The sequence below is a fragment of the Streptomyces bicolor genome (assembly GCF_000719285.1).
Lineage (GTDB): Bacteria > Actinomycetota > Actinomycetes > Streptomycetales > Streptomycetaceae > Streptomyces > Streptomyces bicolor.
This window is the reverse complement of sequence record NZ_JOFS01000034.1, coordinates 103,263-126,920: the sequence shown is the minus strand read 5'-3', so window position 1 is coordinate 126,920 and position 23,658 is coordinate 103,263. Positions and strand designations below refer to the sequence as shown.

The 23,658-nt window shown below is 70.5% G+C and carries 18 protein-coding genes and 2 pseudogenes; 2 read left to right on the top strand and 18 right to left on the bottom strand.

What is annotated here, in order from left to right; translation table 11 throughout:
- From IF78_RS46790 to IF78_RS0134845, 5 genes and pseudogenes are all read right to left on the bottom strand, one after another.
- Positions 1 to 161: pseudogene (locus IF78_RS46790) on the bottom strand (serine hydroxymethyltransferase); the annotation flags it as partial.
- Positions 158 to 595, bottom strand: coding sequence for a glycine cleavage system protein GcvH (gene gcvH, locus IF78_RS0134860; RefSeq protein WP_051828383.1), 438 nt, complete (start codon positions 593 to 595; stop codon positions 158 to 160). The pseudogene IF78_RS46790 and the gene gcvH, both read right to left, overlap by 4 nt.
- Complete coding sequence (locus IF78_RS0134855) at positions 592 to 1,773, bottom strand: NAD(P)/FAD-dependent oxidoreductase (RefSeq protein WP_031486572.1); 1,182 nt, start codon at positions 1,771 to 1,773, stop codon at positions 592 to 594. Before IF78_RS0134855 ends, gcvH begins: the two co-directional genes overlap by 4 nt.
- Before the next feature lie 160 nt (positions 1,774 to 1,933).
- On the bottom strand, positions 1,934 to 3,067 hold the full coding sequence (locus IF78_RS0134850; protein WP_031486571.1) for an aromatic ring-hydroxylating oxygenase subunit alpha: 1,134 nt from the start codon (positions 3,065 to 3,067) through the stop codon (positions 1,934 to 1,936).
- 166 nt (positions 3,068 to 3,233) lie between these two features.
- Positions 3,234 to 4,319 (bottom strand): S-(hydroxymethyl)mycothiol dehydrogenase, encoded by a 1,086-nt coding sequence (locus IF78_RS0134845; protein ID WP_031486570.1) that lies wholly within the window; start codon positions 4,317 to 4,319, stop codon positions 3,234 to 3,236.
- A gap of 375 nt (positions 4,320 to 4,694) precedes the next feature.
- Between IF78_RS0134845 and IF78_RS0134840 the strand changes: the two genes are divergently transcribed.
- Positions 4,695 to 5,492, top strand: coding sequence for an IclR family transcriptional regulator (locus tag IF78_RS0134840; RefSeq protein WP_031486569.1), 798 nt, complete (start codon positions 4,695 to 4,697; stop codon positions 5,490 to 5,492).
- Positions 5,493 to 5,509: 17 nt separating this feature from the next.
- On the opposite strand, the pseudogene folP reads toward IF78_RS0134840, so the two are convergent.
- From folP to IF78_RS0134790, 11 genes and pseudogenes are all read right to left on the bottom strand, one after another.
- A pseudogene (gene folP / locus IF78_RS44135) lies at positions 5,510 to 6,147 on the bottom strand (dihydropteroate synthase).
- On the bottom strand, positions 6,105 to 6,458 hold the full coding sequence (locus IF78_RS50980; RefSeq protein ID WP_369122761.1) for a dihydropteroate synthase: 354 nt from the start codon (positions 6,456 to 6,458) through the stop codon (positions 6,105 to 6,107). Before IF78_RS50980 ends, folP begins: the two are co-directional and overlap by 43 nt.
- 106 nt (positions 6,459 to 6,564) lie before the next feature.
- Positions 6,565 to 7,167 (bottom strand): sarcosine oxidase subunit gamma, encoded by a 603-nt coding sequence (locus IF78_RS0134830; protein WP_031486568.1) that lies wholly within the window; start codon positions 7,165 to 7,167, stop codon positions 6,565 to 6,567.
- Complete coding sequence (locus IF78_RS0134825) at positions 7,160 to 10,444, bottom strand: sarcosine oxidase subunit alpha family protein (protein WP_031486567.1); 3,285 nt, start codon at positions 10,442 to 10,444, stop codon at positions 7,160 to 7,162. The genes IF78_RS0134830 and IF78_RS0134825 overlap by 8 nt, the downstream gene beginning before the upstream one ends.
- Positions 10,445 to 10,470: 26 nt before the next feature.
- Positions 10,471 to 11,703 carry a sarcosine oxidase subunit beta family protein gene (locus tag IF78_RS0134820; RefSeq protein ID WP_031486566.1) on the bottom strand — a complete coding sequence of 411 codons (1,233 nt, stop codon included), beginning with the start codon at positions 11,701 to 11,703 and terminating at the stop codon, positions 10,471 to 10,473.
- A 31-nt stretch (positions 11,704 to 11,734) separates the two neighbouring features.
- On the bottom strand, positions 11,735 to 12,595 hold the full coding sequence (locus tag IF78_RS0134815) for a bifunctional methylenetetrahydrofolate dehydrogenase/methenyltetrahydrofolate cyclohydrolase (RefSeq protein ID WP_031486565.1): 861 nt from the start codon (positions 12,593 to 12,595) through the stop codon (positions 11,735 to 11,737).
- A 13-nt stretch (positions 12,596 to 12,608) separates the two neighbouring features.
- Complete coding sequence (locus tag IF78_RS0134810; RefSeq protein ID WP_031486564.1) at positions 12,609 to 15,047, bottom strand: GcvT family protein; 2,439 nt, start codon at positions 15,045 to 15,047, stop codon at positions 12,609 to 12,611.
- Positions 15,048 to 15,229: 182 nt separating this feature from the next.
- Positions 15,230 to 16,207, bottom strand: coding sequence for an ABC transporter substrate-binding protein (locus tag IF78_RS0134805; RefSeq protein ID WP_031486563.1), 978 nt, complete (start codon positions 16,205 to 16,207; stop codon positions 15,230 to 15,232).
- 13 nt (positions 16,208 to 16,220) lie between these two features.
- Complete coding sequence (locus IF78_RS0134800) at positions 16,221 to 18,221, bottom strand: ABC transporter permease (RefSeq protein ID WP_031486562.1); 2,001 nt, start codon at positions 18,219 to 18,221, stop codon at positions 16,221 to 16,223.
- A complete protein-coding gene (locus IF78_RS0134795) occupies positions 18,221 to 19,306 on the bottom strand; it encodes a quaternary amine ABC transporter ATP-binding protein (RefSeq protein WP_031486561.1) in 1,086 nt (361 codons plus the stop codon). The genes IF78_RS0134800 and IF78_RS0134795 overlap by 1 nt, the downstream gene beginning before the upstream one ends.
- Positions 19,307 to 19,326: 20 nt before the next feature.
- Positions 19,327 to 20,796 (bottom strand): aldehyde dehydrogenase family protein, encoded by a 1,470-nt coding sequence (locus tag IF78_RS0134790; RefSeq protein WP_031486560.1) that lies wholly within the window; start codon positions 20,794 to 20,796, stop codon positions 19,327 to 19,329.
- 218 nt (positions 20,797 to 21,014) lie between these two features.
- On the opposite strand from IF78_RS0134790, the gene purU reads away from it, so the two are divergent.
- The gene (gene purU / locus IF78_RS0134785) at positions 21,015 to 21,887 is read left to right on the top strand and encodes a formyltetrahydrofolate deformylase (protein WP_031486559.1); all 873 of its coding nucleotides are present in this window, start codon (positions 21,015 to 21,017) and stop codon (positions 21,885 to 21,887) included.
- Between the two features lie 78 nt (positions 21,888 to 21,965).
- Here purU and IF78_RS0134780 read toward each other — a convergent pair whose 3' ends face one another.
- Both IF78_RS0134780 and IF78_RS0134775 read right to left on the bottom strand, forming a co-directional pair.
- On the bottom strand, positions 21,966 to 22,808 hold the full coding sequence (locus IF78_RS0134780) for an alpha/beta fold hydrolase (protein ID WP_031486558.1): 843 nt from the start codon (positions 22,806 to 22,808) through the stop codon (positions 21,966 to 21,968).
- Positions 22,809 to 22,820: 12 nt separating this feature from the next.
- Positions 22,821 to 23,657, bottom strand: a complete 837-nt coding sequence (locus IF78_RS0134775; RefSeq protein WP_031486557.1) for a methylenetetrahydrofolate reductase — start codon at positions 23,655 to 23,657, stop codon at positions 22,821 to 22,823.
- Position 23,658 lies beyond the last annotated feature (1 nt).

Sequence of the window (23,658 nt, the reverse complement as noted above, 5' to 3'; positions counted from 1 at the left end):
TTGTTCGTCAGGACCGAGCCCTGCGCCTGCATGACCGCGACCGGCGCGAAGTTCTCGGAGGCGATCATCTCCAGGGTGGACTGCTGGCGCTCCAGCTCGACGTCGAGCGCGGCGGCGACGGCCGGGTCGAGCTCGTGCAGGGGCTGGTTGAACAGGGTCATCGGCGGTCTCCTTGGGTGTGGGCGCAGTGGGCGGCGTAGGCATCGGCGGACAGCGCGCCGGCGATGTTCTCGACCCGCAGCCTGAACAGCCAGCCGCCGGTGTAGGGGGCGGCGTTGACGACGCCGGGGTCGTGAGCCAGCGCGGTGTTGACTTCCAGGACCCGGCCCGAGGCGGGGGCGTACAGGCCGCTGACGGCGGTGAGTGACTCGATCCGTCCGCAGCTCTCCCCCGCCTCGACCCAGGCGCCGACCTCGGGCAGGCGGAGGTGGACGACGTCGCCGAGTGCCTTGGCCGCGAACGCGGTGATGCCGACGGTGGCGTTGCCCTCCTCCACCACGAGCCACTCGTGGTCCCAGGTGTAACGCAGGTGCCGCGGAATGCTCGTGGCGGTCTCCCCTGGGGATTGCCCCGGGAGTTCGGGTACGGAGCTCATGACACGACGGCCGCGGCTGCGGGGACGAGGGTGCGGCGGAAGCGGTTGAAGAACTTCGGCTGGTTGAGGGAGAGCACGGCGACAGGGGTGCCCTCGCGCCGGTAGAGGGCGGTGAAGGTGCGGCTGTCGATGTCTCCCTCGACGACCTCGGGCTCGGCGCCGGGGGCGACGTGTCCGGCGACCTGGATGCGTACCTGGTACTGGTCGGACCAGAAGTACGGCGCGGTGAGCGGGGCTTGGGCGGACACACCGGTCAGCAGCGTGCGGGCGGCGGTCTTCGCCTGCTCGGTGGCGTTGCTCCAGTGCTCGATGCGGGTGTGCCGTCCGGTGAACGGGTTGGGGCAGCGGGCTACGTCACCGACGGCGACCACGCCCGGAACGCCGGTCGAGCAGCCCGCGTCGCACACCACGCCGTCGTCCACCCGCACACCGGAGCCGGCGAGCCAGTCGGTGTGGGGGCGGACGCCCACGCCGACCACGACGATGTCGGCGGGCAGCAGACGTCCGTCCGCCAGCCGCACGCCGGTGACCCGGCCCTCGCCGACGAGTTCCGTCACACCGGTTCCGCACAGCAGTCGAACCCCGTGATCGTTGTGGAGCGAGGAGCACACCAGCCCCATCTCGCGACCGAGTTGCCGCTCGAGAGGTATCGGGAGCGCCTCGACGACGGTGACGTGGAGCCCGAGCCGGTGCGCGGTGGACGCCACCTCGGCACCGATGAACCCGGCGCCGATGACGACGACCCGGGGCAGGCCGTCGAGCAGTTCGGTGCGTAGGGCCAGGGCGTCGTCCAGGGTGCGCAGGGTGTGGACGCCCGCCAGCCCCTCCGTGCCGGGGAGAGTGCGGGGGCCGGCGCCGGTCGCGACGACGACACCGTCGGTGCGCACGTGCCGTCCGCCGGTCAGGGTGACGGTCCGGGCGACGGGGTCGAGCCGCACCGCACGCTCGCCGAGCAGCCACTGCACGTCCAGGATCTCGTACTCGTCCGCGTCACCGAGCGCCAACCCTTCGGCGTCGATGTCCCCCTTGAGGAAGTCCTTGGACAGCGGCGGGCGGTCGTAGGGGGTGTGGCGCTCCTCCCCCACGACGACGATCTCGCCATCGTAGCCCTCCGCGCGCAGCGCGCGGACCGTGCTCAGGCCTGCCAGCGACGCTCCGACGACCGTAATGCTCCTCATGCCGGCTCCAGACGGGGAGTTGTCTCGCATAACACAACCACATTCGCTATACGCAACATGGTTTCCGCGCGGTGCGGGCGTTGTCAAGGGAGGTGTCGTAGATCAATTTCTGATAATGCTCGAGGTTGCGCGATCCGCAACCCATGCGGGGTGGGGCGGGTCAGCGCTTGGTGCCGACCTCGAGCTTGTTCTGCAGCCAGGTGTGGAACTCGCCGATGTGGTGCTCGCTGGGCACCAGGACACCGCCCTTGGCGTACGCCTTCGAGCTCATCGCCGGCTGGGTGCGCTCGCATGCGTCGAAGTCCTGCTGGTTGACCCGGTGGAACAGCTCCACCGAACGCTCCACGTCCTTGCCGCCCTCCACGACGTGCGGCAGATACAGCCAGTCGCACTCGACGACCGTGCGGTCGGGTGCCATCGGGTACATCCGGTGGAAGATCACGTGGTCGGGCACGAGATTGTTGAAGACCTGCGGCCGGACGGTGATGGCGTAGTAGCGGCGGTCCTGGTCCTCGGCGACACCCGGTATGCGGTCCAGGCCCTCGGAGCCGTCGACGGTGAAGCCGTGGACCTCCTCGCCGAACTCGGCTCCGTGACCGACGTAGTACTGGGCCGCGTAGCCGTCCGCGAACTCCGGGAGTACCTCGGTGAGTTCGGGGTGGATCGTGGCGCAGTGGTAGCACTCCATGAAGTTCTCGATGATGAGCTTCCAGTTGGCCTTCACGTCGTAGGTGATACGGCGGCCCACCTTCAGGTCGTCGACGCCGTAGCGCTCGATCGACTCGAGGTCGCCGAGTCGCTCGACGACCGCGCCCTGCACGTCGGCCTCGAAGGACGGCGGCTCGTCGGCGAGGCACACCCACACATAGCCGAGCCACTCCCGCACATGGACGTTGATCAGGCCGTACGCGGTCCGGTCGATGTCCGGCATCGAGGTCAGGTTGGGCGCGGCGACCAGCTTGCCGTCCAGGCCGTAGGTCCAGGCGTGGTACGGGCACTGGAAGGCGCGCTTCACCTCGCCGGACTCCTCGGTGCACAGCTTGGCGCCGCGGTGCCGGCAGATGTTGAGGAACGCCTTGACCGAGCCGTCCCGCGAGCGGGAGATCAGCACGCTCTCGCGGCCCACCTGGTAGGTGCGGAAGGCGCCGGGCTTGTCCAGCTCGGCGGCGCGGGCCACGCAGAACCACATGGCCTCGAAGACCCGCTCCTGCTCCTGGGCGAAGACCTCGGGGTCGGTGTAGTACTCGCCGGACAGCGTGGGGATCAGGCTGGGCGGCAGGTTCGTGATGGTCATCTCGTCACCTTCGGAGGATGTCCAACGCGCACGCGGCGCGGGTCGAACAGGGCGATGGGGTGGTCGGTGCTGCATGCGCTCGGGAGGTCCAGCAGGGGATGCGGTGCGGCGAACAGAGGGCCCCGCTCCAGCCGGTGAGGTCCGTCCAGGCGTTCGATGCACGCGGTCACAGGACCACCACCGAGCGCAGGACGTCGCCGTGGTGCATCTTGGCGAACGCGGCCTCCACCTCGTCCAGGGTGATCGTCTCGGTGACGAAGTCGCCCAGGTCGAAACGGCCCTGGAGGTGGAGGTCGATCAGGGCGGGGAAGTCACGGGAGGGCAGGCAGTCGCCGTACCAGGAGGACTTCAGGGCCCCGCCGCGACCGAAGACGTCCAGCAGGGGCAGGTCGAGGGTCAGCTCCGGAGTGGGGACGCCCACCAGTACGGCGGTGCCGGCCAGGTCGCGGGCGTAGAACGCCTGCTTGAAGGTCTCGGGGCGGCCGACCGCGTCCACGACGACGTCGGCGCCGAAGCCGCCGGTGAGTTCACGGATCGCCTCGACGGCGTCGGTCCGGGAGGAGTCGACGGTGTCGGTGGCGCCGAGCCGCTCGGCCCACTTCAGCTTCCGCTCGTCGACGTCGACGGCGATGACGCGGCCGGCACCGGCCACCTTGGCGCCCGCGATCGCCGCCATCCCCACGCCGCCGCAGCCGATCACCGCGATGGAGTCGCCGCGGCCCACGCCGCCGGTGTTGACCGCGGCGCCGAACCCTGCCATCACCCCGCAGCCGAGCAGCCCCGCCGCGGCGGGCCAGGCGGTCGAGTCCACCTTGGTGCACTGGCCGGCGGCGACCAGGGTCTTCTCGGCGAAGGCGCCGATGCCGAGGGCCGGAGAGAGCGGGGTGCCGTCGGCCAGGGTCATCGGCCGGGTGGCGTTGTGGGTGGCGAAGCAGTACCAGGGCCTGCCCTTGCCGCAGGCCCGGCAAGTGCCGCAGACCGCACGCCAGTTGAGGACGACGAAGTCGCCGGGCGCGACGTCGGTGACGCCCTCGCCGACCGCCTCGACGACACCGGCCGCCTCGTGGCCGAGCAGAAAGGGAAACTCGTCGTTGATCCCGCCCTCCCGGTAGTGCAGGTCGGTGTGGCAGACACCGCAGGCCTGCACCCGCACCAGCGCCCCACCAGGGCCGGGGTTCGGCACCAGGACGGTCTCCACCGAGACCGGTGCGCCCTTCTTCCGGGCGACCACGGCGCGTACCTCGTGTGTCACGGTCGATCTCCTCGTCGAGGGGACGGCCGAATGCGATCTTCGGGATCTTCGGCCTGATGTTCTGGATGCCGGGAGGGGGGAGAGGAACTTCACCGGGCCCGGCCAGGGCCGGGGTGGTCGAGCCTGGCGCTGGTTGCATATTGCGCAACCTTCTTCGCTATAAGCAACGACGACCAAACTTTCTCCCTGCGGACACCCACTGTCAAGGGGTTGGTCGAGCGAAGTTGCCATCCCGGCGGAAAACGGACACACATGGCCAAGGAGACCCGGGTACTGGCGAACGGGAACTGCACAGCGGTCTTCCGCCGGCAGGGCGGGCCGTGCGACCATGCGGGACCCATGGAGCCCCATGGGCCCCTTGCGTATAGTTGCGCTATGAGCAACTACACCGCAGATAGCGAAACAGCGGGTCCCGCGGTGAACGGGGTTCAGTCCGTCGACCGCGCCGTCAGCGTCCTGGAGATCCTCGCCGAACGCGGCGACGCGGGCGTCAGCGAGGTGGCCGCCGAGATCGACGTCCACAAGTCGACCGCGTTCCGGCTGCTCGGGGCGCTGGAAGCCCGCGGCCTGGTCGAGCAGACCGCCGAGCGGGGCAAGTACCGGCTGGGCTTCGGGATCGTGCGCCTGGCCGGCGCGGTCACGGGGCGCCTCGACATCACCCAGCAGGGGCGGCCGGTGTGCGAGCGGCTCAGCGAGGAGATCGGCGAGACCGTCAACATCGCCGTCCTGCAGGAGCACTACGCCGTCAACCTCTGCCAGGTACGCGGCCCGGGCGCGGTCGGCACCCACAACTGGGTCGGCCAGCTCACCCCGGTGTACGCCACGTCGAGCGGCAAGATCCTGCTGGCCCATCTGCCGGAGAAGGAGCGCGCCGCCGTGCTCGCGGAGTCGGGCACGCAGAGGCTGACGCCACACACCCTGACCGCCAGGACCAAGTTGGAGAAGGATCTCGCCGAGGCACGCGAGCGCGGGTACGCGGTGGCGCTGGAGGAACTCGAGATCGGGCTGCACGCCATGGCCGCTCCGATCCGCTCCCGCGACGGCGAGGTGATCGCCGCCCTCAGCGCCTCCGGCCCCACGTACCGCTTCACCGAGGAACGCATGCACGAGCTCGCCCCCGGGCTGATCGGGGGCGCGGAGGAGATCAGCCGCCGGATGGGCTACCTGGGCTGAGGCTCCACCGGGGGCGCTCAGCCCAGCGGCGACCGCGCCGACGCCTCGGCTCCCCAGCGGGCCGTCACGCGTACGGCGTCGGCCGTCGAGGCGACATCGTGCACGCGCAGGCACCAGACGCCCTGTGCGGCGGCGAGCACGGACACGGCGGTGGTCGCGGCATCCCGCAGCCGTGCCGGACGCGGTCGTCCCGTCGTGCGGTCCGCCAGCAGACCGCCCAGGAACGACTTGCGTGACGCGCCCACGAGGACCGGGTGTCCCAGGGCCACGACATCCCCGAGGCGGCCAGCAGCTCCCAGTTGTGGTCGGGCGTCTTGGCGAAGCCCAGCCCCGGGTCGACGACCAGGCGGCCGGGCGGTATCCCCGCCTCCAACGCAGCCTCGATCCTCAACCGCAGCTCGTCGAGCACATCGGTGACGACGTCGTCGTAGACGGCGTTCGCCTGCATGCCGGCGGAGTGCCCACGCCAGTGCATCAGCACGTACGGCGTCCCCGCCCGCGCCATCAGGGGCAGCATCGCGGGGTCGGCGAGGCCCCCTGAGACGTCGTTGACCAGCCGCGCACCCGCGTCCAGCGCGCGGGCGGCGACCTCGGCCCGCATGGTGTCGACACTCACGATCGCGCCCGCGGCAGCGAGTTCCCGGACGACGGGCAGGACGCGCCGCAGCTCCTCCGCGACCGGCGGGCGTGCCGCTCCGAGCGAAGCGAAATGGGGGTCCCCCCGGACGGAGTCTGGGGGAGGGTCGACTCGCCGCCCACGTCCACGATGTCCGCGCCCTGTTCGAGCAGCGCGAGCCCGTGCGCGACGGCCGCGTCCGCGGCGAACGACAGCCCGCCGTCGGAGAACGAGTCCGCGGTGACGTTCACGACGCCCATGACCAGCGTGCGACCGGGTCGTGGCAGCCCGTGCGGATGGAGTGCGGGCGTTCCCGGGTGCGCGGTGGTGGTGTCAGCCGTGACGGTCACTGGGTCCAGCCTTCGATGGGTATGGCGAAACTCGGTGCGCAAAGCCCTGTGGGAGCCCCTCGACGGAGCTCCCACAGGGTGACGGGGCAGCCCCGTCCGTTGTCGCTCAGACGTATTCCGTCGCCGCGTCGAGCAACCAGTCCGCCAGATAGCCGGCGAACGACGAGCGGACCAGGACCCAGAATCCGGCCCTGGGTTCGTCCCGGGCGACCAGGACGACCTGTGTGCGGCCCAGGGTCGTCTGGGCGCAGCGTCCGGAGCCGAAGGCCCGTGGGTGCAGGTCCAGCGGGCAGCCGTGGGCCAGCAGGTCGTGGGCGCGCGGGCCCGTGACGAGGAGCGTGGTGCGCTGCGCGGAGACGTCGGTGACGGAGACGTGCTCGTCACCCGCGGCCTCCCGGATCCGGTCCTCCAGGTCCCGCTCGCTTCCCGGCGGTCCCACCAGCAGCCACTCGTCCGGACCGAGCCACAGCGCGGTCAATTCCCCCGCGCGGACGGCGGTGTTCGGCTGGAGGGGCAGTTGCAGGTCCAGGGCGAGTCCGACGGCTTCCGCCGCTGCTCCCTTGGCGTCGAGGCGCACGTTGAGCTGGGCCAGGAAGGGGAGTTCGGCCAGCCTGATCGCGCCCCCGGACGTGCGTGTCGCGGTGGCAAGGCGGTCCGTGACCTGCGACAGCGGGCTGCGGAGCGGGACGGTAAGGGCGGTCTCAGCCATCTCGGCGGGCTCCCTCGGGGTCGTAGAGGACAGGGCCGGCGACGGTCACCGGCACGAGTTGGTCGCCGACGGGGGCGTACAGCCGCTCGCCGATTCGGTCCCGGCCACCCTTGATCAGGGCGAGCGCGAACGTCCGGCCGAGGGCCGCGCTGCGATAGCTGGACGTGACATGCCCGAGCATCGGCACGGGCGGGCTCGGCAGCACACCGTCGGCGACCAGGTGCGTGCCCTCCGGGAGGAAGGTGCCCGGGTCCTCGGGGAGCAGGCCGACCAGGTGCTTGCGGTCGGGGCGGGTCGTGTCGGCGCGGGCATGGGACCGCTTGCCGATGAAGTCCGGCTTCTTCTTGGACACCACCCAGCTCATGCCGAGGTCCTGGGGGGTGACGGTGCCGTCGGTGTCCTGGCCGATGATCGGGTAGCCCTTCTCGGCCCGCAGGACGTGCATGGTCTCCGTGCCGTACGGGGTGATGCCGTACGGGGCGCCGGCCTCGTACACGGCCTCCCACAGGGCGAGCGCCTGCCACGGTGACACATTGATCTCGTAGGCGAGTTCGCCGGAGAAGCTGATCCGGCAGACCCGGGCCGCGATGCCGGCGACGGTCGTCTCGCGCCAGGCCATGAACGGGAAGTCGTCGTTGGCGACGGCGAGTCGGGGTGCCAGCGAGCCGAGTACCTCGCGGGACTTCGGGCCGACCAGGGCGACCGTGGCCCACTGCTCGGTGACGGACGTGCAGTGGACCTTCAGCTCGGGCCACTCGGTCTGGAGCCACTCCTCCATCCAGTCCAGGACGGTGGCCGCGTTGCCCGTCGTCGTGGTGACCAGGAAGCGGTCCTGGGCGACGCGGATGACGGTGCCGTCGTCGAAGACCATGCCGTCCGGGCGGCACATCACGCCGTAGCGGATCATGCCGACCTTCAGGGTGCTCATCATGTTGGTGTAGAGCCGGTCGAGGAAGACGCCGGCGTCCGGGCCCTGCACGTCGATCTTGCCGAGAGTGGAGGCGTCCATGAAGCCCACGCTCTCGCGGGTGGCCCGGCACTCGCGCAGTACGGCGGCCTCCATGTCCTCGCCGTCCTGCGGGTAGTACCAGGGGCGCTTCCACTGGCCGACGTTCTCGAACAGGGCGCCGTGCGCGACATGCCACTCGTGGATGGCGGTCGTGCGGACCGGGTCGCTCAGCGCGCCTCGGTCGCGGCCCGCGAGGGCGGCGAAGGAGACCGGCGTGTACGGGGGGCGGAACGTGGTCGTGCCGAGCGCCGAGATGTCCACGCCGAGCAGTTCGGCGACGACGCCGCTGGCGAGGACGCCGGAGGTCTTGCCCTGGTCGTTGGCGGTGCCGGCGGTGGTGTAGCGCTTGGTGTGCTCGACCGAGCGCAGACCGGCGCCGGTCGCGCGGGCCAGGTCGTCGACGGTGACGTCGCGTTGGAGGTCGACGAAGCGCGGGGCGTCCGTATCACCCGGGACGACGTACACGTGCATCGGCGGCGTCGGCCGCGGCTGCGCGGGCACCGCCGGGAGGCGGGGTGTCTCGGGCGTGTACCCCTCGGCCTCGACTGCGCGGGCACCGGCTGCCGCGCCCTGTGCCAGGACCGTGGCCGGGTCCATGACGCCGCTCGCGCTGCCCGCGACCTCGACCTGCTGGCGGCAGGTGTCGGGGACGAAGGAGCCCAGTGTCTCGTCGTAACGCAGCTTGCCGCCGGACTGGCTGAACAGGTGCGCCACCGGGTTCCAGCCGCCGGAGACCAGCAACAGGTCGGCGGCGAACTGCCGCTGCCCCGCGGATTCTCCGTACGGGGCGACCGTCACGGCGGTGAGGCGGTCGTCGCCGCCTTCCGTGCCGGTGACGGCGTGGCCGGGCAGGACTTCGATACCGGCCGCCCTCGCACGATCGGCCCACTCCCCCGGTTCGGGGCGGGTGTCGACGATCGCCGTGATGGCGAGACCGGCCGAGGCCAGGTCCAGCGCCGCCGCGTACGCGCTGTCGTTGGTCGTGAACACGACCGCGTGGCGGCCGGGCAGGACGCCGTGGCGGTTGACGTGGGTGCGGGCCGAGGAGGCCAGCATCACGCCCGGGCGGTCGTTGTCCGCGAAGGCGAGCGAGCGCTCGTGGGCGCCGGTGGCGAGGACGACTCGGCGGGCGCGGATGCGCCAGACGCGTTCGCGGGAGACGTTCTCGGAGGCGGCGGCGCCGAGGTGGTTGGTGCGGCGTTCGACGGCGAGGAGGTGGTTGTCGTCGTAGTAGCCGAAGACGGTGGTGCGGGGCAGGACGCGGACCTCGGGGGCGGCGTCGAGTTGCCGGGTGACGTCCTGGACCCAGTCGAGGTGTTCGGCGGTGCCCAGGAGGCTGCCGCCCGGCTCCGGCTGGTCGTCGGCGAGGATGACGCGGGCGCCGCTTCGCGCTGCCGCCGCCGCTGCCGCGAGGCCGGCCGGGCCGGCGCCCACGATCAGCAGGTCGCAGTGGGCGTGTACGGCGTCGTAGCGGGCGGGGTCGGGGCTGGTGGCGAGGCGGCCCTGGCCGGGGAGGCTGGTGGCCACGAGGCCGTCGTAGAGCTCGACGGTCGTCGCGGGCAGCATGGGCTCCGGGAAGGGTTCCTCGATCTGGATGACCGCGTTGGGTTCTTCGACGCCGGCGGAGAAGATGCCTCGGGGGCGGCCGAGCTTGATGCTGGTGCCGGTGTGGATGACGCCGTTGGCGAGGAGGGCGGAGGCGAGGGTGTCGCCTCGGAAGCCGCGGTATTCGGTGCCGTCGAAGGTGAAGGTGAGGGGGGTGTCGCGGTCGATTCGGCCGCGGGTCGCGTGGCGGAACGGTTGCCCCGCGGCGGAGCCGCTGATGGGTGCAGCGCCCCCGCCGCCCCTACCCGTCCCATCCTGAAGCGGCTCCGCCCCTTCGACCCCGCTGGGGGCTGCGCCCCCAGGCCCCCCTTCGGCCTGAACGGCCTCGTCCTCAAACTCCCCCAGAGGGGGGACCCCCGGACGGGCTGAAAATACTGGCCTTGGCTCAGGAGTCGCCGGGCGTTCCTCTCCCGACCGGTACACCGCCAGGACCTCGTTCGTCGACGTGTCCCGTACCGCGTTGAACCAGCGGCGGCAGCCCGCCGCGTGGCTCCAGCGCTCGGCGAAGGGGCCCTTCGGGTTGTCGCGGAAGAACAGGTAGCGGGCCCACTCCTCGTCGGAGAGGGACGCCGGGTCCTCCGGGTACGGCACGTGGGCCTGGCCGCCGTAGTGGAACTCGGCCTCGTCGCGGGGCCCGCACCACGGGCAGGGGATGAGCAGCATGGATCGGCTCCCAGATTCCAGTGGTCCTAGTGGGCCACCGCGGCCGCGCCGTGCTCGTCGACGAGCGCGCCGGTGGTGAAACGGTCGAGCGAGAAGGGGGCGTTGAGGCCGTGCGGGGTGTCGTTGGCGATGGTGTGGGCGTAGACCCAGCCGACGCCCGGGGTGGCCTTGAAGCCGCCCGTTCCCCAGCCGCAGTTGAGGTAGAGGTTGTCGACGGGGGTGAGCCCGATGATCGGTGAGGCGTCGGGGCTGACGTCGACGATGCCGCCCCAGGTGCGCAGCACGTGGGCGCGGGCGAAGACCGGGAACAGCTCCAGGGCCGCCGACATCTGCTCTTCGATGATGTGGAAGGCGCCGCGCTGGGTGTAGGAGTTGTACGCGTCGATGCCCGCGCCCATCACCAGCTCGCCCTTGTGGGCCTGGCTGACGTACACGTGGACCGCGTTGGACATCACGACGGTCGGGTGCACGGGCTCCAGGAGCTCCGAGACCAGGGCCTGCAACGGGTGGCTCTGCAGCGGGAGTTCGATCCCTGCCATGGCGGCGAGGACCGAGGTGTGGCCCGCCGAGCAGAGTGCCACCTTGCCGGCCGCGATGGGGCCGAGGCTGGTCTGGACGCCGACGACACGGTTGCCGACCACGTCGAGGCCGGTGACCTCGCAGTTCTGGATGATGTCGATGCCCGCGGCGTCCGCCGAGCGGGCCAGGCCCCAGGCGACGTAGTCGTGCTTGGCGATGCCCGCGCGCGGCTGGTAGGTGGCCCCCAGGACCGGGTAGCGCACGTCCTGCGAGATGTTGACGATCGGGCAGACTTCCTTGACGCCGTCCGCGTCGAGCCACTCCGCGTCCACGCCGTTGAGGCGGTTCGCCTCGACACGGCGCACGCTGTCGCGGACGTCCTGGAGACTGTGCGCCAGGTTCAGCACGCCGCGCTGGGAGAAGAGGATCGGGTAGTCGAGCTCCTCCGCCAGTCCCTCCCACAGCTTGAGGGCGTGCTCGTAGATGCCGGCGCTCTCGTCCCACAGGTAGTTGGAGCGGATGATCGTGGTGTTGCGGGCCATGTTGCCGCCCGCGAGCCAGCCCTTCTCCAGCACCGCGACGTTGGTGATGCCGTGGTTCCTCGCAAGGTAATGGGCGGTGGCCAGGCCGTGTCCGCCGCCTCCGACGATCACCACGTCGTACGACCGCTTGGGCTCGGGGTTGCGCCACAGCCAGTCGGGGTGGTCGGGGAGATCGGCGCCGGGGGTGCGGGGGCTCATCGGACGTCTCCGTCGTTGGGCAGGGACAGGTTCATACGGTGTTCGCGTTCCTCTCGGCGGCCTCGACGACGTTGGCGAGCAACATCGCTCGGGTCATGGGGCCCACACCGCCGGGCATGGGCGCGATCCATCCGGCGACCTGGGCGGCGTCCGGGTGGATGTCGCCGACCAGGCCCTGGTCGGTGCGGGTGATGCCGACGTCCAGGACCGCGGCGCCGGGGCGCAGCATGTCCTTGGTGACCAGTCCGGGCGAGCCGGCGGCGGCGATGACGATGTCCGCCTCGCGGACGTGCCAGGCGAGGCCCTTGGTGCCGGTGTGGCAGAGGGTTACGGTGGCGTTCTCGGAGCGGCGAGTGAGGAGCAGGCCGATCGGGCGGCCCACCGTGATGCCCCGGCCGATCACGCACACCCGCGCGCCGGCGAGGGGCACCTCGTAGCGGCGGAGCAGTTCGACGATGCCGCGCGGGGTGCACGGCAGCGGTGCCTCGACGCCCAGGGTGAGCCGGCCGAGGTTGACGGGGTGCAGGCCGTCGGCGTCCTTGGCGGGGTCCATGCGTTCCAGTACGGCGTTGGCGTCCAGGTGGCGCGGCAGCGGGAGCTGGACGATGTAGCCGGTGCAGGCCGGGTCGGCGTTGAGTTCGTCGATCGTCTCCTCGACCTGCCGCTGCGAGGCGTCGGCGGGCAGGTCCCGGCGGATGGAGGCGATGCCGACCTGGGCGCAGTCGCGGTGCTTGCCGGCGACGTAGGCACGGCTGCCGGGGTCGTCGCCGACCAGGACCGTTCCGAGGCCCGGCGGGCGCCCGTCGGTGACCGTCAACTTGGCCACGCGCTCCGCGAGTTCGCGGCGGATGCCGGCGGCGGTCGCCCTGCCGTCGAGTGTCTGCGCAGTCATCGTCTTCCCTCGGTCAGCCACGGAGGCGGGACATGGTGGGGTCGAACAGGGGCTCCTCGGCGACGACCGCCTCGAGGCGCTGGTCGAAGTAGCCGATCCGCACAGGTGTGCCGGGGGTGGTCAGTTCGGCCGGGAGCCAGGCGTAGGCGATGCCCTTGCCGATGGTGTAGCCGTAGGCGGCGCTGGTGACGTAGCCGACTGCCCGGTCGCCGTCGTAGACCGGCTCCTTGCCCAGGACGACCGAGTGCGGGTCGTCGATGGTGAGGCAGGTCAGCTTGCGCCGGACGTCGGCCTTGCGGCGCTCCAGTGCCGCCTTGCCGATGAAGTCGTCCTTGTCGAGCTTGACGGCGAAGCCGACGCCGGCCTCGTAGGGGTCGTGCTCGTAGGTCATGTCGGTGCCGAAGGAGCGGTACCCCTTCTCCAGGCGGAGGCTGTTGAAGGCGCCGCGGCCGGCGATGACGCCGCCGAGGGGCTGGGCGGCCTGCCACAGGGTGTCCCACAGCTTCTGGCCCTGGTCGGCGGTGGTGTACAGCTCCCAGCCGAGTTCGCCGACATACGACAGCCGCATCGCCGTCACCGGGACGCTGCCGATGTAGGCGCGCTTGGCGCGGAAGTACTTCAGGCCGTCGCCCGAGAAGTCCTCGTCCGTGAGGGGCTGGAGGACCTTGCGGGCCAGCGGGCCCCACAGGCCGATGCAGCAGGTGCCCGGCGTGATGTCGCGGACCTGGACCGTGCCGTCGGCCGGGAGGTGGCGGGAGAACCAGTCGAGGTCCAGGTTGCCGTTGGCGCCGACCTGGAAGAGGTCGCGGGCCAGGCGGGCCACTGTGATGTCGCTGCGGATGCCGCCGTCGTGGTCGAGGAGCAGCGTGTACGTGACCGAGCCGACGGACTTGGCGACCTTGCCGGTGCACAGCCGCTCCAGGAACTCGGCGGAGCCGGGCCCGCTCACCTCCAGGCGCTTGAGGGCCGTCATGTCGTACATCGCGACGGTCTCGCGGGTGGCCTGCGCCTCCGCGCCGACGATGGGCGACCAGAACTGTGCGGCCCAGTCGTTCGGGGTGGGGATGGAACGGCCCTCGACCAGCTTCGCGTTGGCCTCGTACCACTGCGGGCGCTCCCAGCCGTTCGCCTCCAGGAAGAAGGCGCCGTGCTCCTGCTGGCGGGCGTGGAAGGGGCTGGTGCGGATCGGGCGCGGGTCGCCGGAGGGCTGGAGGGGGTGGAGGATGTCGTAGACCTCGACGAAGTTCTGGCAGTCGCGGGCCAGGACGTACTCCGGGGACAGCTGGTGCGGCTCGAAGCGGTTGACGTCGCACTCGTGCAGGTCGAAGGACGAGCAGTGGCCGTCGACCAGCCACTCGGCCATGGCCCGGCCGACGCCCGCGGAGTGGGTGACCCAGACGGCCTCGGCGACCCAGAAGCCCTTGACGTCCGGGGACTCGCCGAGGAGCGGGAAGTTGTCGGTGGTGAAGGAGAACAGGCCGTTGATGCCCTCCTCGACCTTCGCCTCCTGCGTGGCGGGGAGGAGGGACTGGGTCTCCGTCCAGGCGGGCTCGAAGTCCTCCTCGGTGAACTTCAGGATCGACGGCATCTGGTCGGCCTCGTCCACGGAGAGGATGTCGTCGGCCGAGATCGGCATCGGGCGGTGGCCGTAGTAGCCGATGCCGATGCCGTCGAAGCGGTCGCGGTAGTAGAGGTCGGCGTCCTGGTGGCGCAGGATCGGGCGGACCGCCTCCTCGGTCTGGCCGGCGAGGGCCGGGACGGGGCCGGTCCAGGCGAGCTGGTGGGCGAGCGGGGTCAGCGGGAGGTTCATGCCGACCATGCGGGCGATCTTCGGGCCCCAGATGCCGGCGCAGCACACGACGATGTCGGCTTCCAGATCGCCCTGGTCGGTGCGGACACCCGTCACCTCGCCGTCGGCCCGGAGCACGTCCAGGACCTCGTGGCGGGCCAGGAAGCGCACGCCGCGCTCGGTGGCCCGGCGGATCTGGGCCTCGACGGCGAGGACGGCCTTGGCGAGGCCGTCGGTCGGGACGAGGAGGCCGCCCAGGACCCGGTCCGGGTTCACCAGCGGGTGCTGCTCGACGCACTCCTCGGCGGTCAGGAGCCGGGACTCGATGCCCCAGGCGGTGATCCAGCCGTGGCGGCGCTGCAGTTCCGCGAGGCGCTCCGGCGTGGTCGCCACTTCGAGGCCGCCGACCTGGAGGAAGCAGGGCTTGCCGTCGACGTCGAGGGAGCAGAACTTCTCGACGGTGTAGCGGGCGAGCTCGGTCATGGTCTTGGAGGAGTTGGTCTGGAAGACCAGGCCGGGGGCGTGCGAGGTCGAGCCCCCGGTGGCCGGAAGCGGGCCCTGGTCGACCACGGTCACCTCGGTCCAGCCCCGCGCCGAGATCTCGTCCGCGAGCGCCGCGCCGACGACTCCCGCTCCGATGATGACCACACGCGGTCCCGCCATCGCCGCACCTCCGGTTGAGTTGCTTTCTGCGCAACGTGATTCAGGTTGCGCAACTCAATGTGCCTGCCGTGCAGGTGGGTGTCAAGAGGTCCGGTGACGTCGGAGAAAGGCTTGAAAAAACAGGAATGCCCGGTGGGCGGTGCGCGTCCGTACGCACCACCCACCGGGCATCCGGGAACGGCCTACTTGATCCAGGCCTCCACCTTGTCGCGGTTGGCCTCGACCCACTTCTCGGCCGCGGCCTCGGGGGTCATCTTGTCCACCGCGATGTACTTGGCCACGACGTTCTGGTCGTCGTTGGTCCAGCTGAAGTTCTTCACCAGGTCATAGGCCGGGCTGCCCGACTCGGAGAACTTCTTGCTGACGATCTTGTCCAGCTTGTACACGGGGTAGTCGCAGTCGACCTTCTCGGCGTCGGCGTCGCAGCCCGCCTTGTACTCGGGCAGCTTGACCTTCTCCAGCGGCACCTCGGACATGAACCACTGCGGCTCGTAGAAGTAGCCGATCACCCATTCCTTGTTCTTCTCCGCCTTCCGGAAGGCCTGGATGAGGGCGGTCTCGCTGCCCGCGTACACGACCTTGTAGTCCAGCTTGAGGTTCTTCACCAGGGCTTCGTCGTTCGTCACGAACGACGGGTCGCCGTCGAGGAGTTGGCCCTTGCCACCAGACTCGGACGTCTTGAACTCGGCCGCGTACTTGTTGAGGTTGTTCCAGTCGAGGATGTCCGGGTGCTCCTTGGCCAGCCACGGCGGCACGTACCAGCCGATGAGGCCTTCGTTGCCGGTCGGGCCGGCGTCGAGGGCGGTCTTCTGGTCGGTGATGTACTTCTTCTTCAGGTCGTCGTGACCCCAGTTCTCGACGACGGCGTCGACCTCACCCGTCCCGAAGCCCTGCCAGGCGATCTCCTCCTTCAGATCCTTCTTGGTGACCTTGCAGCCGAGGTCCTTCTCCGCGACGTACGCGATGACCGCCGCGTTGGCCTCGTAGCCCACCCACGGGTTGACGGCGAGGTTGAAGGTGCCGCACTTGCCGGAGCTGCCCGAGCCGCCGGCGTCCGAGGAGCTGTCACCGACCTTCGCACCACCGCAGGCGGTGAGGGTGAGGCCGAGGACCGCTATGCCGGCCGCGCCGACTCTCCACTGTCTTGCTTGCCTTGCCATGGTCAGTTGCTCCTTACGCGCTGGTACGCCGCGCCGCTGCCTGAGTGATCCGGTCGAACATGACTCCGAGAAGGACGATGGCGAGCCCTGCGGCGAGCCCCTTCCCGAACAACTGCCCCTGCGAGAAGCCGGCCACGACGTCGTAGCCGAGGGCGCCCGCTCCCACCAGGCCGCCCACCACAACCATCGACAGCACGTAGATCAGGCCCTGGTTGGTCGCGAGGGTCAGGGCGCCGCGTGCCATCGGCAGTTGGACCTTGGTGATGATCTGCCAGGTGTTGCACCCGGCGGAGGTGGCCGCCTCCACGGTCGTCGCGGGCACGTTCCGCACGCCGTCCGCGATGATCTTCATGGCGACGGGGGCCGCGTAGACGACGGCGGCGACGATCGCCGTGAAGCGGGTCGCGCCGAACAGCGCGAGGAACGGCACGAGATAGACGAACGGCGGCATGACCTGGGCCGCGTCCAGGGTGGGCCGGATCAGCCGGTCCACCAGCGCGCTGCGCCCCATCCAGACGCCGAAGACGACGCCGAGCAGCATCACGAGCACGGTGGCGACGAGGGTGGACGCCAGTGTCGTCATGCCGTCCGACCACACACCGGTGCCGACCAGCAGGCCCACGCACACCGCCGTGGTGACGCCGGCGCGCCGGCCGCCGAGGACGACGCCGAGCGCGATCAGTGCCCCGCCGACGAGCCACCACGGGGAGTCGGTGAGCAGCGCCTGGAACGGGTTGAGCAGACTGTTGGTGAGGACGTCCCGGAAGGCGTTGGTGAGGCCCGAGAGGTTGTCCTGCACCCAGGTGGTCACACTGTCCGCCGTGCTCCGGATGGTGCTGCCGGTGCCCCCCTCGCCGGGGAACTCCGCCGCCCACAGATAGGTGTGGGACAGATAGGCCAGGACCGCCGTGACCGCCGCACCCGCCGCCAGCAGCGGGCGTCGCCACGCCAAGAAGCGGTTCTTCGAACGGCGGGCGGCCTCCTCGCGTGCGCTCGCGGCGGTGGTGACCCGGTCCAGGACGATGGCCATGACGACGATGGCCAGACCCGCGTTGAAGGCGGTGCCGACGTCGAGCGTCTGGAGTGCCTGGACGACGGTCTTGCCGAGGCCTGGCGCGTCGATCAGGGCGGCGATGGTCACCATGGCCAGGGCGGCCATGATGGTCTGGTTGACGCCCATCACCACGGTCCGCTTGGACATCGGCAGCAGGACCTTCAGCAGGGCCTGCCGTCGGGTCGCCCCCAGTGAGTCGGCCGCCTCCACCGTCGTCGCCGGCACGGAGCGGATGGCGTGCGCGGTGATGCGGATCGCGGGCGGAGCCGCGTAGATCACGGTGGCGATGGTGGCGGAGGCCGGGCCGATGAGGAAGAACAGGGTCAGCGGGGCCAGATAGACGAAGGTCGGCATCGTCTGCATGAAGTCCAGGAAGGGCGTGATGACCCGGTTGAACCGGTCGGACAGCCCCGCCCACACGCCCAGCGGGATCGCGAACAGCAGCGCCACGAAGACGGCCGAGACGGTGAGCGCCAGGGTGTCCATGCTCTCCTGCCACAGGCCCTGCAGGCCCAGGAAGGTGAAGCCGGCCACCGCCAGCAGCGCGACCCGCCAGTTGCCCACGGCCCAGGAGACATAGCCGGCGATGCCGACGACACCGAGCCAGCCGATCTGCGGGACGGGCCGGTCGGCGGACGGCTGTGAGATCAGCTCCTGGACGAAGGTCACCAGAGTGTCGATGACCAGGCGGATCTCGTTGAAGAAGTAGAGGAAGAGCGGGTTGGAGTTGCGGTTCGCGCCGATCGAGTCGTTGACGTCGTTGAACCACCGGTGCAGGTCGGTCAGGTCGGCCGCCGCCAGGGCCAGGGTCTGCTTGCCGCGCAGCACCAGGAACAGCACCAGCCAGACGACCAGGATGGCGCCGACCATCATGGACCGGCTGACCTTTCGTGCCTCTTCGACGGGCGCGGGCGGCTCGACCGGCTTCGTCTTCTCGGGTTTCTCCACGGCGACGGTCATCACGCGCCGCCTTCCTGCCCGGCGACCACCGCGAGGATCTCCTCGTCGCCGACGATGCCGAGCAGCTTGCCGTCCTCGACGACCTTGACCGGCTTGTCGGCCGCGAGCACCGCCCGGGTGGCCTCCTTCACCACGACGTCCGGGCCCAGCTCGGGGCCGTCCAGGGGGTCGCCGTCCTCCGCCGGGCGCATGATCCAGCGCAGGGTGAGCACGTCGCCGCGCGGCACGTCCTTGACGAACTCGCGGACGTAGTCGTCCGCCGGGGCGCCGACGAGCTCGTCGCCGGTGCCGCACTGGACCATCTTGCCGTCGCGCATGATCAGGATGCGGTCGCCCAGCTTGAGGGCCTCGGAGAGGTCGTGGGTGATGAACACCATCGTCTTGCCGACCTCGTGGTGCAGGCGTATGACCTCGTTCTGCATGTCACGCCGGATCAGCGGGTCGAGCGCCGAGAACGGCTCGTCGAAGAAAAGCACGTCAGGGTCACCGGCCAGCGCACGGGCCAGGCCCACGCGCTGCTGCATACCGCCGGACAGCTGGTCGGGGTAGGAGTTCTCGTAGCCCGCGAGGCCGACCAGCTCGACGACCTCCTGGGCCCGCCTGACGCGCTCGGCCCTGCCCATGCCCCGGATCTCCAGACCGAACGCCACGTTCTCGACGACGCGGCGGTGGGGCAGCAGACCGAAGTGCTGGAAGACCATGGAGAACTTGCGGCGGCGCAGATCGCGCAGGCGCCTGTCGTCGGCCTGGCGGATGTCCTCGCCCTCGAAGACGACCTCACCGGCGGTGGGTTCGATCAGCCGGGTCAGACATCGCACCAGCGTCGACTTGCCGGAGCCGGACAGACCCATGACGACGAATACCTCGCCGGGCGAGACGTCGAAGTGGATGTCCCGTACGGCGGCGGTGCAGCCGGTGCGGTCCATGAGTTCGCGGCGGGTGAGCCCGCGCAGCTCCTCGGAGTCCGGCACCTGGTCGGCCTTCGGCCCGAACACCTTCCACAGCCTGCGCACGGAGATGACCGGGGTGGAGCCCGAGTCCTGGGGCGTGCCGCGCCGCTGCGGCACCTCGGTCTGTGTGGTCACGTTCGACCTTCTTTCGGCGTTCAGCCGCGGAACCAGTGCTGCGGCCGGGGTTGGATGTTCTGCCAGATGTGCTTGGGCTCTCGGTACTCGTTCAGGCCGGTCGGTCCCAGCTCCCGGCCCACGCCCGAGTGCCCGAAGCCACCCCATTCCGCTTGCGGCACATAGGGGTGGTAGTCGTTGATCCACACCGTGCCGTGACGCAGCCGCCCGGCGACCCGCTGGGCCTTGCCGGCGTCCTGCGTCCACACGGCTCCGGCGAGCCCGTACTCGGTGTCGTTGGCGATGCGTACGGCGTCGTCCTCGTCGGTGAAGCGCTCCACGGTCAGCACGGGCCCGAAGGACTCCTCGTGCACCACGCGCATGTCCTGCCGGCACTCGTCGAGCACGGTGGGCGGATAGTAGTGGCCGCCTGCCAGCGCGGGGTCGTCGGGCCGGGCGCCGCCGCAGCGCAGTACGGCACCCTCGGCGAGGCCGGCCGCGACGTACGCCTCGACCTTCTCCAGGTGCTGCGCGGAGATCAGCGCACCTGTCTCGGCGTCGGGGTCGAAGGGGCCGCCGAGCCGGATCTGCCGGGCCCGGCGGACGACCTCGTCGACGAAGCGGTCGTGCAGGGAGTCCTCGACGATCAGCCGGGCACCGGCCGAGCAGACCTGCCCCGAGTGCAGGAAGACGGCCGTGAGGGCGAAGTCGACGGCCGTCTCGAAGTCGGCGTCGGCGAAGACGACGTTGGGGTTCTTGCCGCCGAGCTCCAGCGCGACCTTCTTCACGGTCGCGGCGGCGGTGGCCATGATCCGCTTGCCGGTCTCCAGGCCTCCGGTGAAGGAGACCATGTCCACGGCCGGGTCCTCGGACAGCGGTGCGCCCACCTCGGGCCCGGCGCCCAGGACGAGATTCGCGACGCCGGCCGGGATCCCCGCCTCCTCCAGCGCCTTCATCAACAGGATGGAGGTGGAGGGGGTGAGCTCGCTGGGCTTGAGGACGATCGTGTTGCCGGCGAGGAGCGCCGGAGCGACCTTCCAACTCGCCTGCAGCAGCGGATAGTTCCAGGGGGTGATGAGCCCGCACACCCCGACCGGCTCGTAGACCACCCGGCTCACTGCGTCGTCGCGGGCGGTGTCGATCGCGCGGCCCGCGTCGGTGCCCGCGAGGCCGCCGTAGTAGCGGAAGCAGGAGACGACATCGGCGATGTCGTACTCGCTCTCCACCAGTCGCTTGCCGGTGTCCAGGGACTCGGCGCGGGCGAAATCCTTGGCGTCGCGCTCGAGGATGTCGGCGGTGCGCAGCAGCAGCGCGCCGCGCTCACGCTCGGGGGTGTTCGGCCAGTGCCCCACGTCGAAGGCGCGCCGGGCCGCCGCGATCGCGGCCTCGGTGTCGGGGCGTGTCGCCTCCGATACGGTCGCCGCGAGCGTGCCGTCGGCGGGACATCGGATGTCCCGGTGCCCACCGGCGATCGGATCCCGCCATTCGCCATCCACGTACAGGTCTGCCACGCGACGAGCCTTTCAAGGGAAATTCGTTGCGCATCGTGCACCCGATTGCTTGTGGTGGAACACAGTGTCGAATGGACAGACCGGCGTCAAGAGGTTGGCGGATGACGATTTCACCATGCACCCCTTTACCCATCCACCCTTGACCGCAAGCGGCGCCGAGCAGACCATGTTGCGTATCGCTCACCTTGTTGTGCAATACGCACCGACGGAGGCCGCCCATGTCCCCCCGACCCCGCCCTGGCCGTGAGTACGTCCTGACCCTCTCCTGTCCCGACAGCGCGGGACTGGTTCACGCCGTGAGCGGCTTTCTCGTCAGGAACTCCGGAAACATCCTGGAAAGCCAGCAGTTCGACGACCGACTTCAGGGCCGCTTCTTCATGCGGGTCCACTTCGACGTTTCCGATCCGAACGTCGAGCTGGAAGGTCTGCGTTACCGGTTCGGTCCCGTGGCCCAGGCCTACGGCATCTCCTGGACCCTGACGGAAGCGGCCACGCCGACCCGGACGCTGATCATGGTCTCCAAGTTCGGCCACTGCCTGAACGACCTGCTCTTCCGCCGGCGCACCGGCGCCCTCAACATCGAGATCCCCGCGATCGTCTCCAACCACCGGGACTTCGAGGGGCTCGCGGAGACCTACGGCGTCCCCTTCCACCACATCCCGGTGACCAAGGACACCAAGCCCGAGGCCGAGGCGCGCCTGCTGGAGCTGGTACGCGACCTGGACATCGACCTGGTGGTCCTGGCCCGCTACATGCAGATCCTCTCCGACGACCTGTGCAAGCAGTTGGAGGGCCGCGCCATCAACATCCACCACTCCTTCCTCCCCAGCTTCAAGGGCGCGCGCCCCTACGACCAGGCCTACCAGCGCGGAGTCAAGCTCGTCGGCGCGACGGCGCACTATGTGACGTCGGACCTGGACGAGGGCCAGATCATCGAGCAGGACGTGGTCCGGGTGGACCACTCGCTCGACCCGGGCGAGCTGGTGACGGTCGGGCGGGACGTGGAGGCGCAGGTGCTCGCGCACGCGGTGAAGTGGCACAGCGAGAGCCGCGTGATGGTGGACGGCAACCGCACGGTCGTCTTCCGCTGAACCACACGCGCCAGGGGGCGGGACCGGGTTCCGGTCCCGCCCTTGTTCGTATACGACCAGAGGGGCATCGTGCCCCGATCACGACTCCTGCTGGAGGAAGGCGATGAGCGCGGCCGTGAGTTCCGCGGGAGCGTCCTCCTGGACGAGGTGGCCGGCGCCGGCGATCGGTTCGAAGCGTGCGCCGGGGATCAGAGCGGCGAGCTCGCGGCCCTTCGCCACCGGGATCCAGGTGTCGTCCTCGCCCCAGCAGACCAGCGTGGGGATGCCGATCTCGCCGTACCGGCCCTGGATCTCGTCGGTGTAGCGCTGGTCGGCCTGGGCGATCTGCCGGTAGAAGGCCGATTGGCCGGGGCCGTCCAGCCAGGGCTCGACGAGCCGGTCGAGGACCGCCGGGTGCAGGCCGGGGCTGCTGGCGGAGGTGACGTACTCACGCACCAGCGCGGCGTGCAGCGTGGGCGGCAACCGCTCGAAGACGTCGGCGTGCTCGCGGACCAGCCGGAAGAACGGCGAGCCCCACGGCGCCAGCGCGACCGGGTCCACCAAGGCGAGGGCGCGGTAACGGGCGCCGTGCAGCAGGTGCGCCCGCAGGGCGACGGCGCCGCCGAAGTCGTGGGCGACCACGAGCGGTTCCGCAAGGCCCCAATGGCTCAGGAGTTCGGTGAAGGCGCGGCCCTGCGCTGCCAGTGATACATCCTGTCCGGTGGCCTTCTCGGAGGTTCCGTAGCCGGGCATGTCCCAGACGAACACCTGGTGGTGGCGGGTGAGCGAGCGGGCGACGGCACGCCAGACGTACGACGAGAAGGGCGTGCCGTGCAGCAGGACGACCGGCGGCCGACCGGGCTGCCCCAGCCGGTCCCAACGGACGTCACCCCACGAGCTGTTGAAGGTTCGGGTCAGCTTCCATGCGATGTCCGTTGCCATCCTTCTCCCGGGTCAGCCGCCCAACCGGTCCAGCAGCGCGCGGCGCCACCGCTCCGTCTCGGCGATCTGGTTGAACGTGAACAGGTGCAGGCCTGCCACTCCCGCCGAGGGTGCCGTGAGGGCCTCCGCCGTGCGGGTCAGCAGCCGCTCGGGGGCATACCCGCCGGGCGCCGCGAAACGCACGAACCACGAGGCGTGCTTCGTCAGGAAGCGGGTCGACTCCCCCACGCCGATCTTCGTCGCCATGGCGAGCAGCTTCGCCCGTTGCACGGGCCCGGCGACACCCACGTGCAAAGGCAGCGTGACGTCCCGGCGTCGTATACGGGCAATCCAGTCCCCCAGCACGCGCGGGTCGAAGCACAGGTTGCTCACGATGTACGTGGCGTGCTCGCGCTTGTCCCACATCGCCTGGATGGTGACGTCGTCGTGGATGAGCGGATGGCTCTCGGGGTAGCCGGTGACGCCGACGCGGGCGAAGGGGCTGCCCAACTCGGTCAGCCTGCGCAGGACCGGCAGTGCCCCGTCGTAGACCCCGGCGGGCGGGTCGGCGTCGCCGGCCGGGACGAAGACGTCCTCCACGCCCGCCTCGCGCAGCCGGTCGACCACCTCCTTCAGGTGCGCGTCGTCCCGCAGCAGCCGCGCCGGCACATGCGGGACGACCCGGTAGCCGTGCGCCGCCAGCCGGCCGACGAGGTCGAGGGTCGGTTCCAGGCCCTTGACCGGCGACGCCGTCACGGTGACGACGACGCCGCGCGGGACATGGGCGAGGACCTTGTCCTCGGTCGCCTTCGCCGGCAGTACCTCGTAGCGGACGCTGTTCAGCAGCGCCCGGAGCCCTGCGGTGCCCAAT

Coding starts and splice junctions, on each gene's coding strand:
- IF78_RS0134825 (WP_031486567.1), bottom strand. CDS start 10,444: ATGCTGCTCATCCCCTGCCCGTGGTGCGGGCCCCGCGACGAGGCCGAG.
- IF78_RS0134800 (WP_031486562.1), bottom strand. CDS start 18,221: ATGACCGTCGCCGTGGAGAAACCCGAGAAGACGAAGCCGGTCGAGCCG.
- IF78_RS0134830 (WP_031486568.1), bottom strand. CDS start 7,167: ATGGCTGAGACCGCCCTTACCGTCCCGCTCCGCAGCCCGCTGTCGCAG.
- purU (WP_031486559.1), top strand. CDS start 21,015: ATGTCCCCCCGACCCCGCCCTGGCCGTGAGTACGTCCTGACCCTCTCC.
- IF78_RS0134820 (WP_031486566.1), bottom strand. CDS start 11,703: ATGAGCCCCCGCACCCCCGGCGCCGATCTCCCCGACCACCCCGACTGG.
- IF78_RS0134850 (WP_031486571.1), bottom strand. CDS start 3,067: ATGACCATCACGAACCTGCCGCCCAGCCTGATCCCCACGCTGTCCGGC.
- gcvH (WP_051828383.1), bottom strand. CDS start 595: ATGAGCTCCGTACCCGAACTCCCGGGGCAATCCCCAGGGGAGACCGCC.
- IF78_RS0134840 (WP_031486569.1), top strand. CDS start 4,695: ATGAGCAACTACACCGCAGATAGCGAAACAGCGGGTCCCGCGGTGAAC.
- IF78_RS0134815 (WP_031486565.1), bottom strand. CDS start 12,595: ATGACTGCGCAGACACTCGACGGCAGGGCGACCGCCGCCGGCATCCGC.
- IF78_RS0134805 (WP_031486563.1), bottom strand. CDS start 16,207: ATGGCAAGGCAAGCAAGACAGTGGAGAGTCGGCGCGGCCGGCATAGCG.
- IF78_RS0134810 (WP_031486564.1), bottom strand. CDS start 15,047: ATGGCGGGACCGCGTGTGGTCATCATCGGAGCGGGAGTCGTCGGCGCG.
- IF78_RS0134780 (WP_031486558.1), bottom strand. CDS start 22,808: ATGGCAACGGACATCGCATGGAAGCTGACCCGAACCTTCAACAGCTCG.
- IF78_RS0134855 (WP_031486572.1), bottom strand. CDS start 1,773: ATGAGGAGCATTACGGTCGTCGGAGCGTCGCTGGCAGGCCTGAGCACG.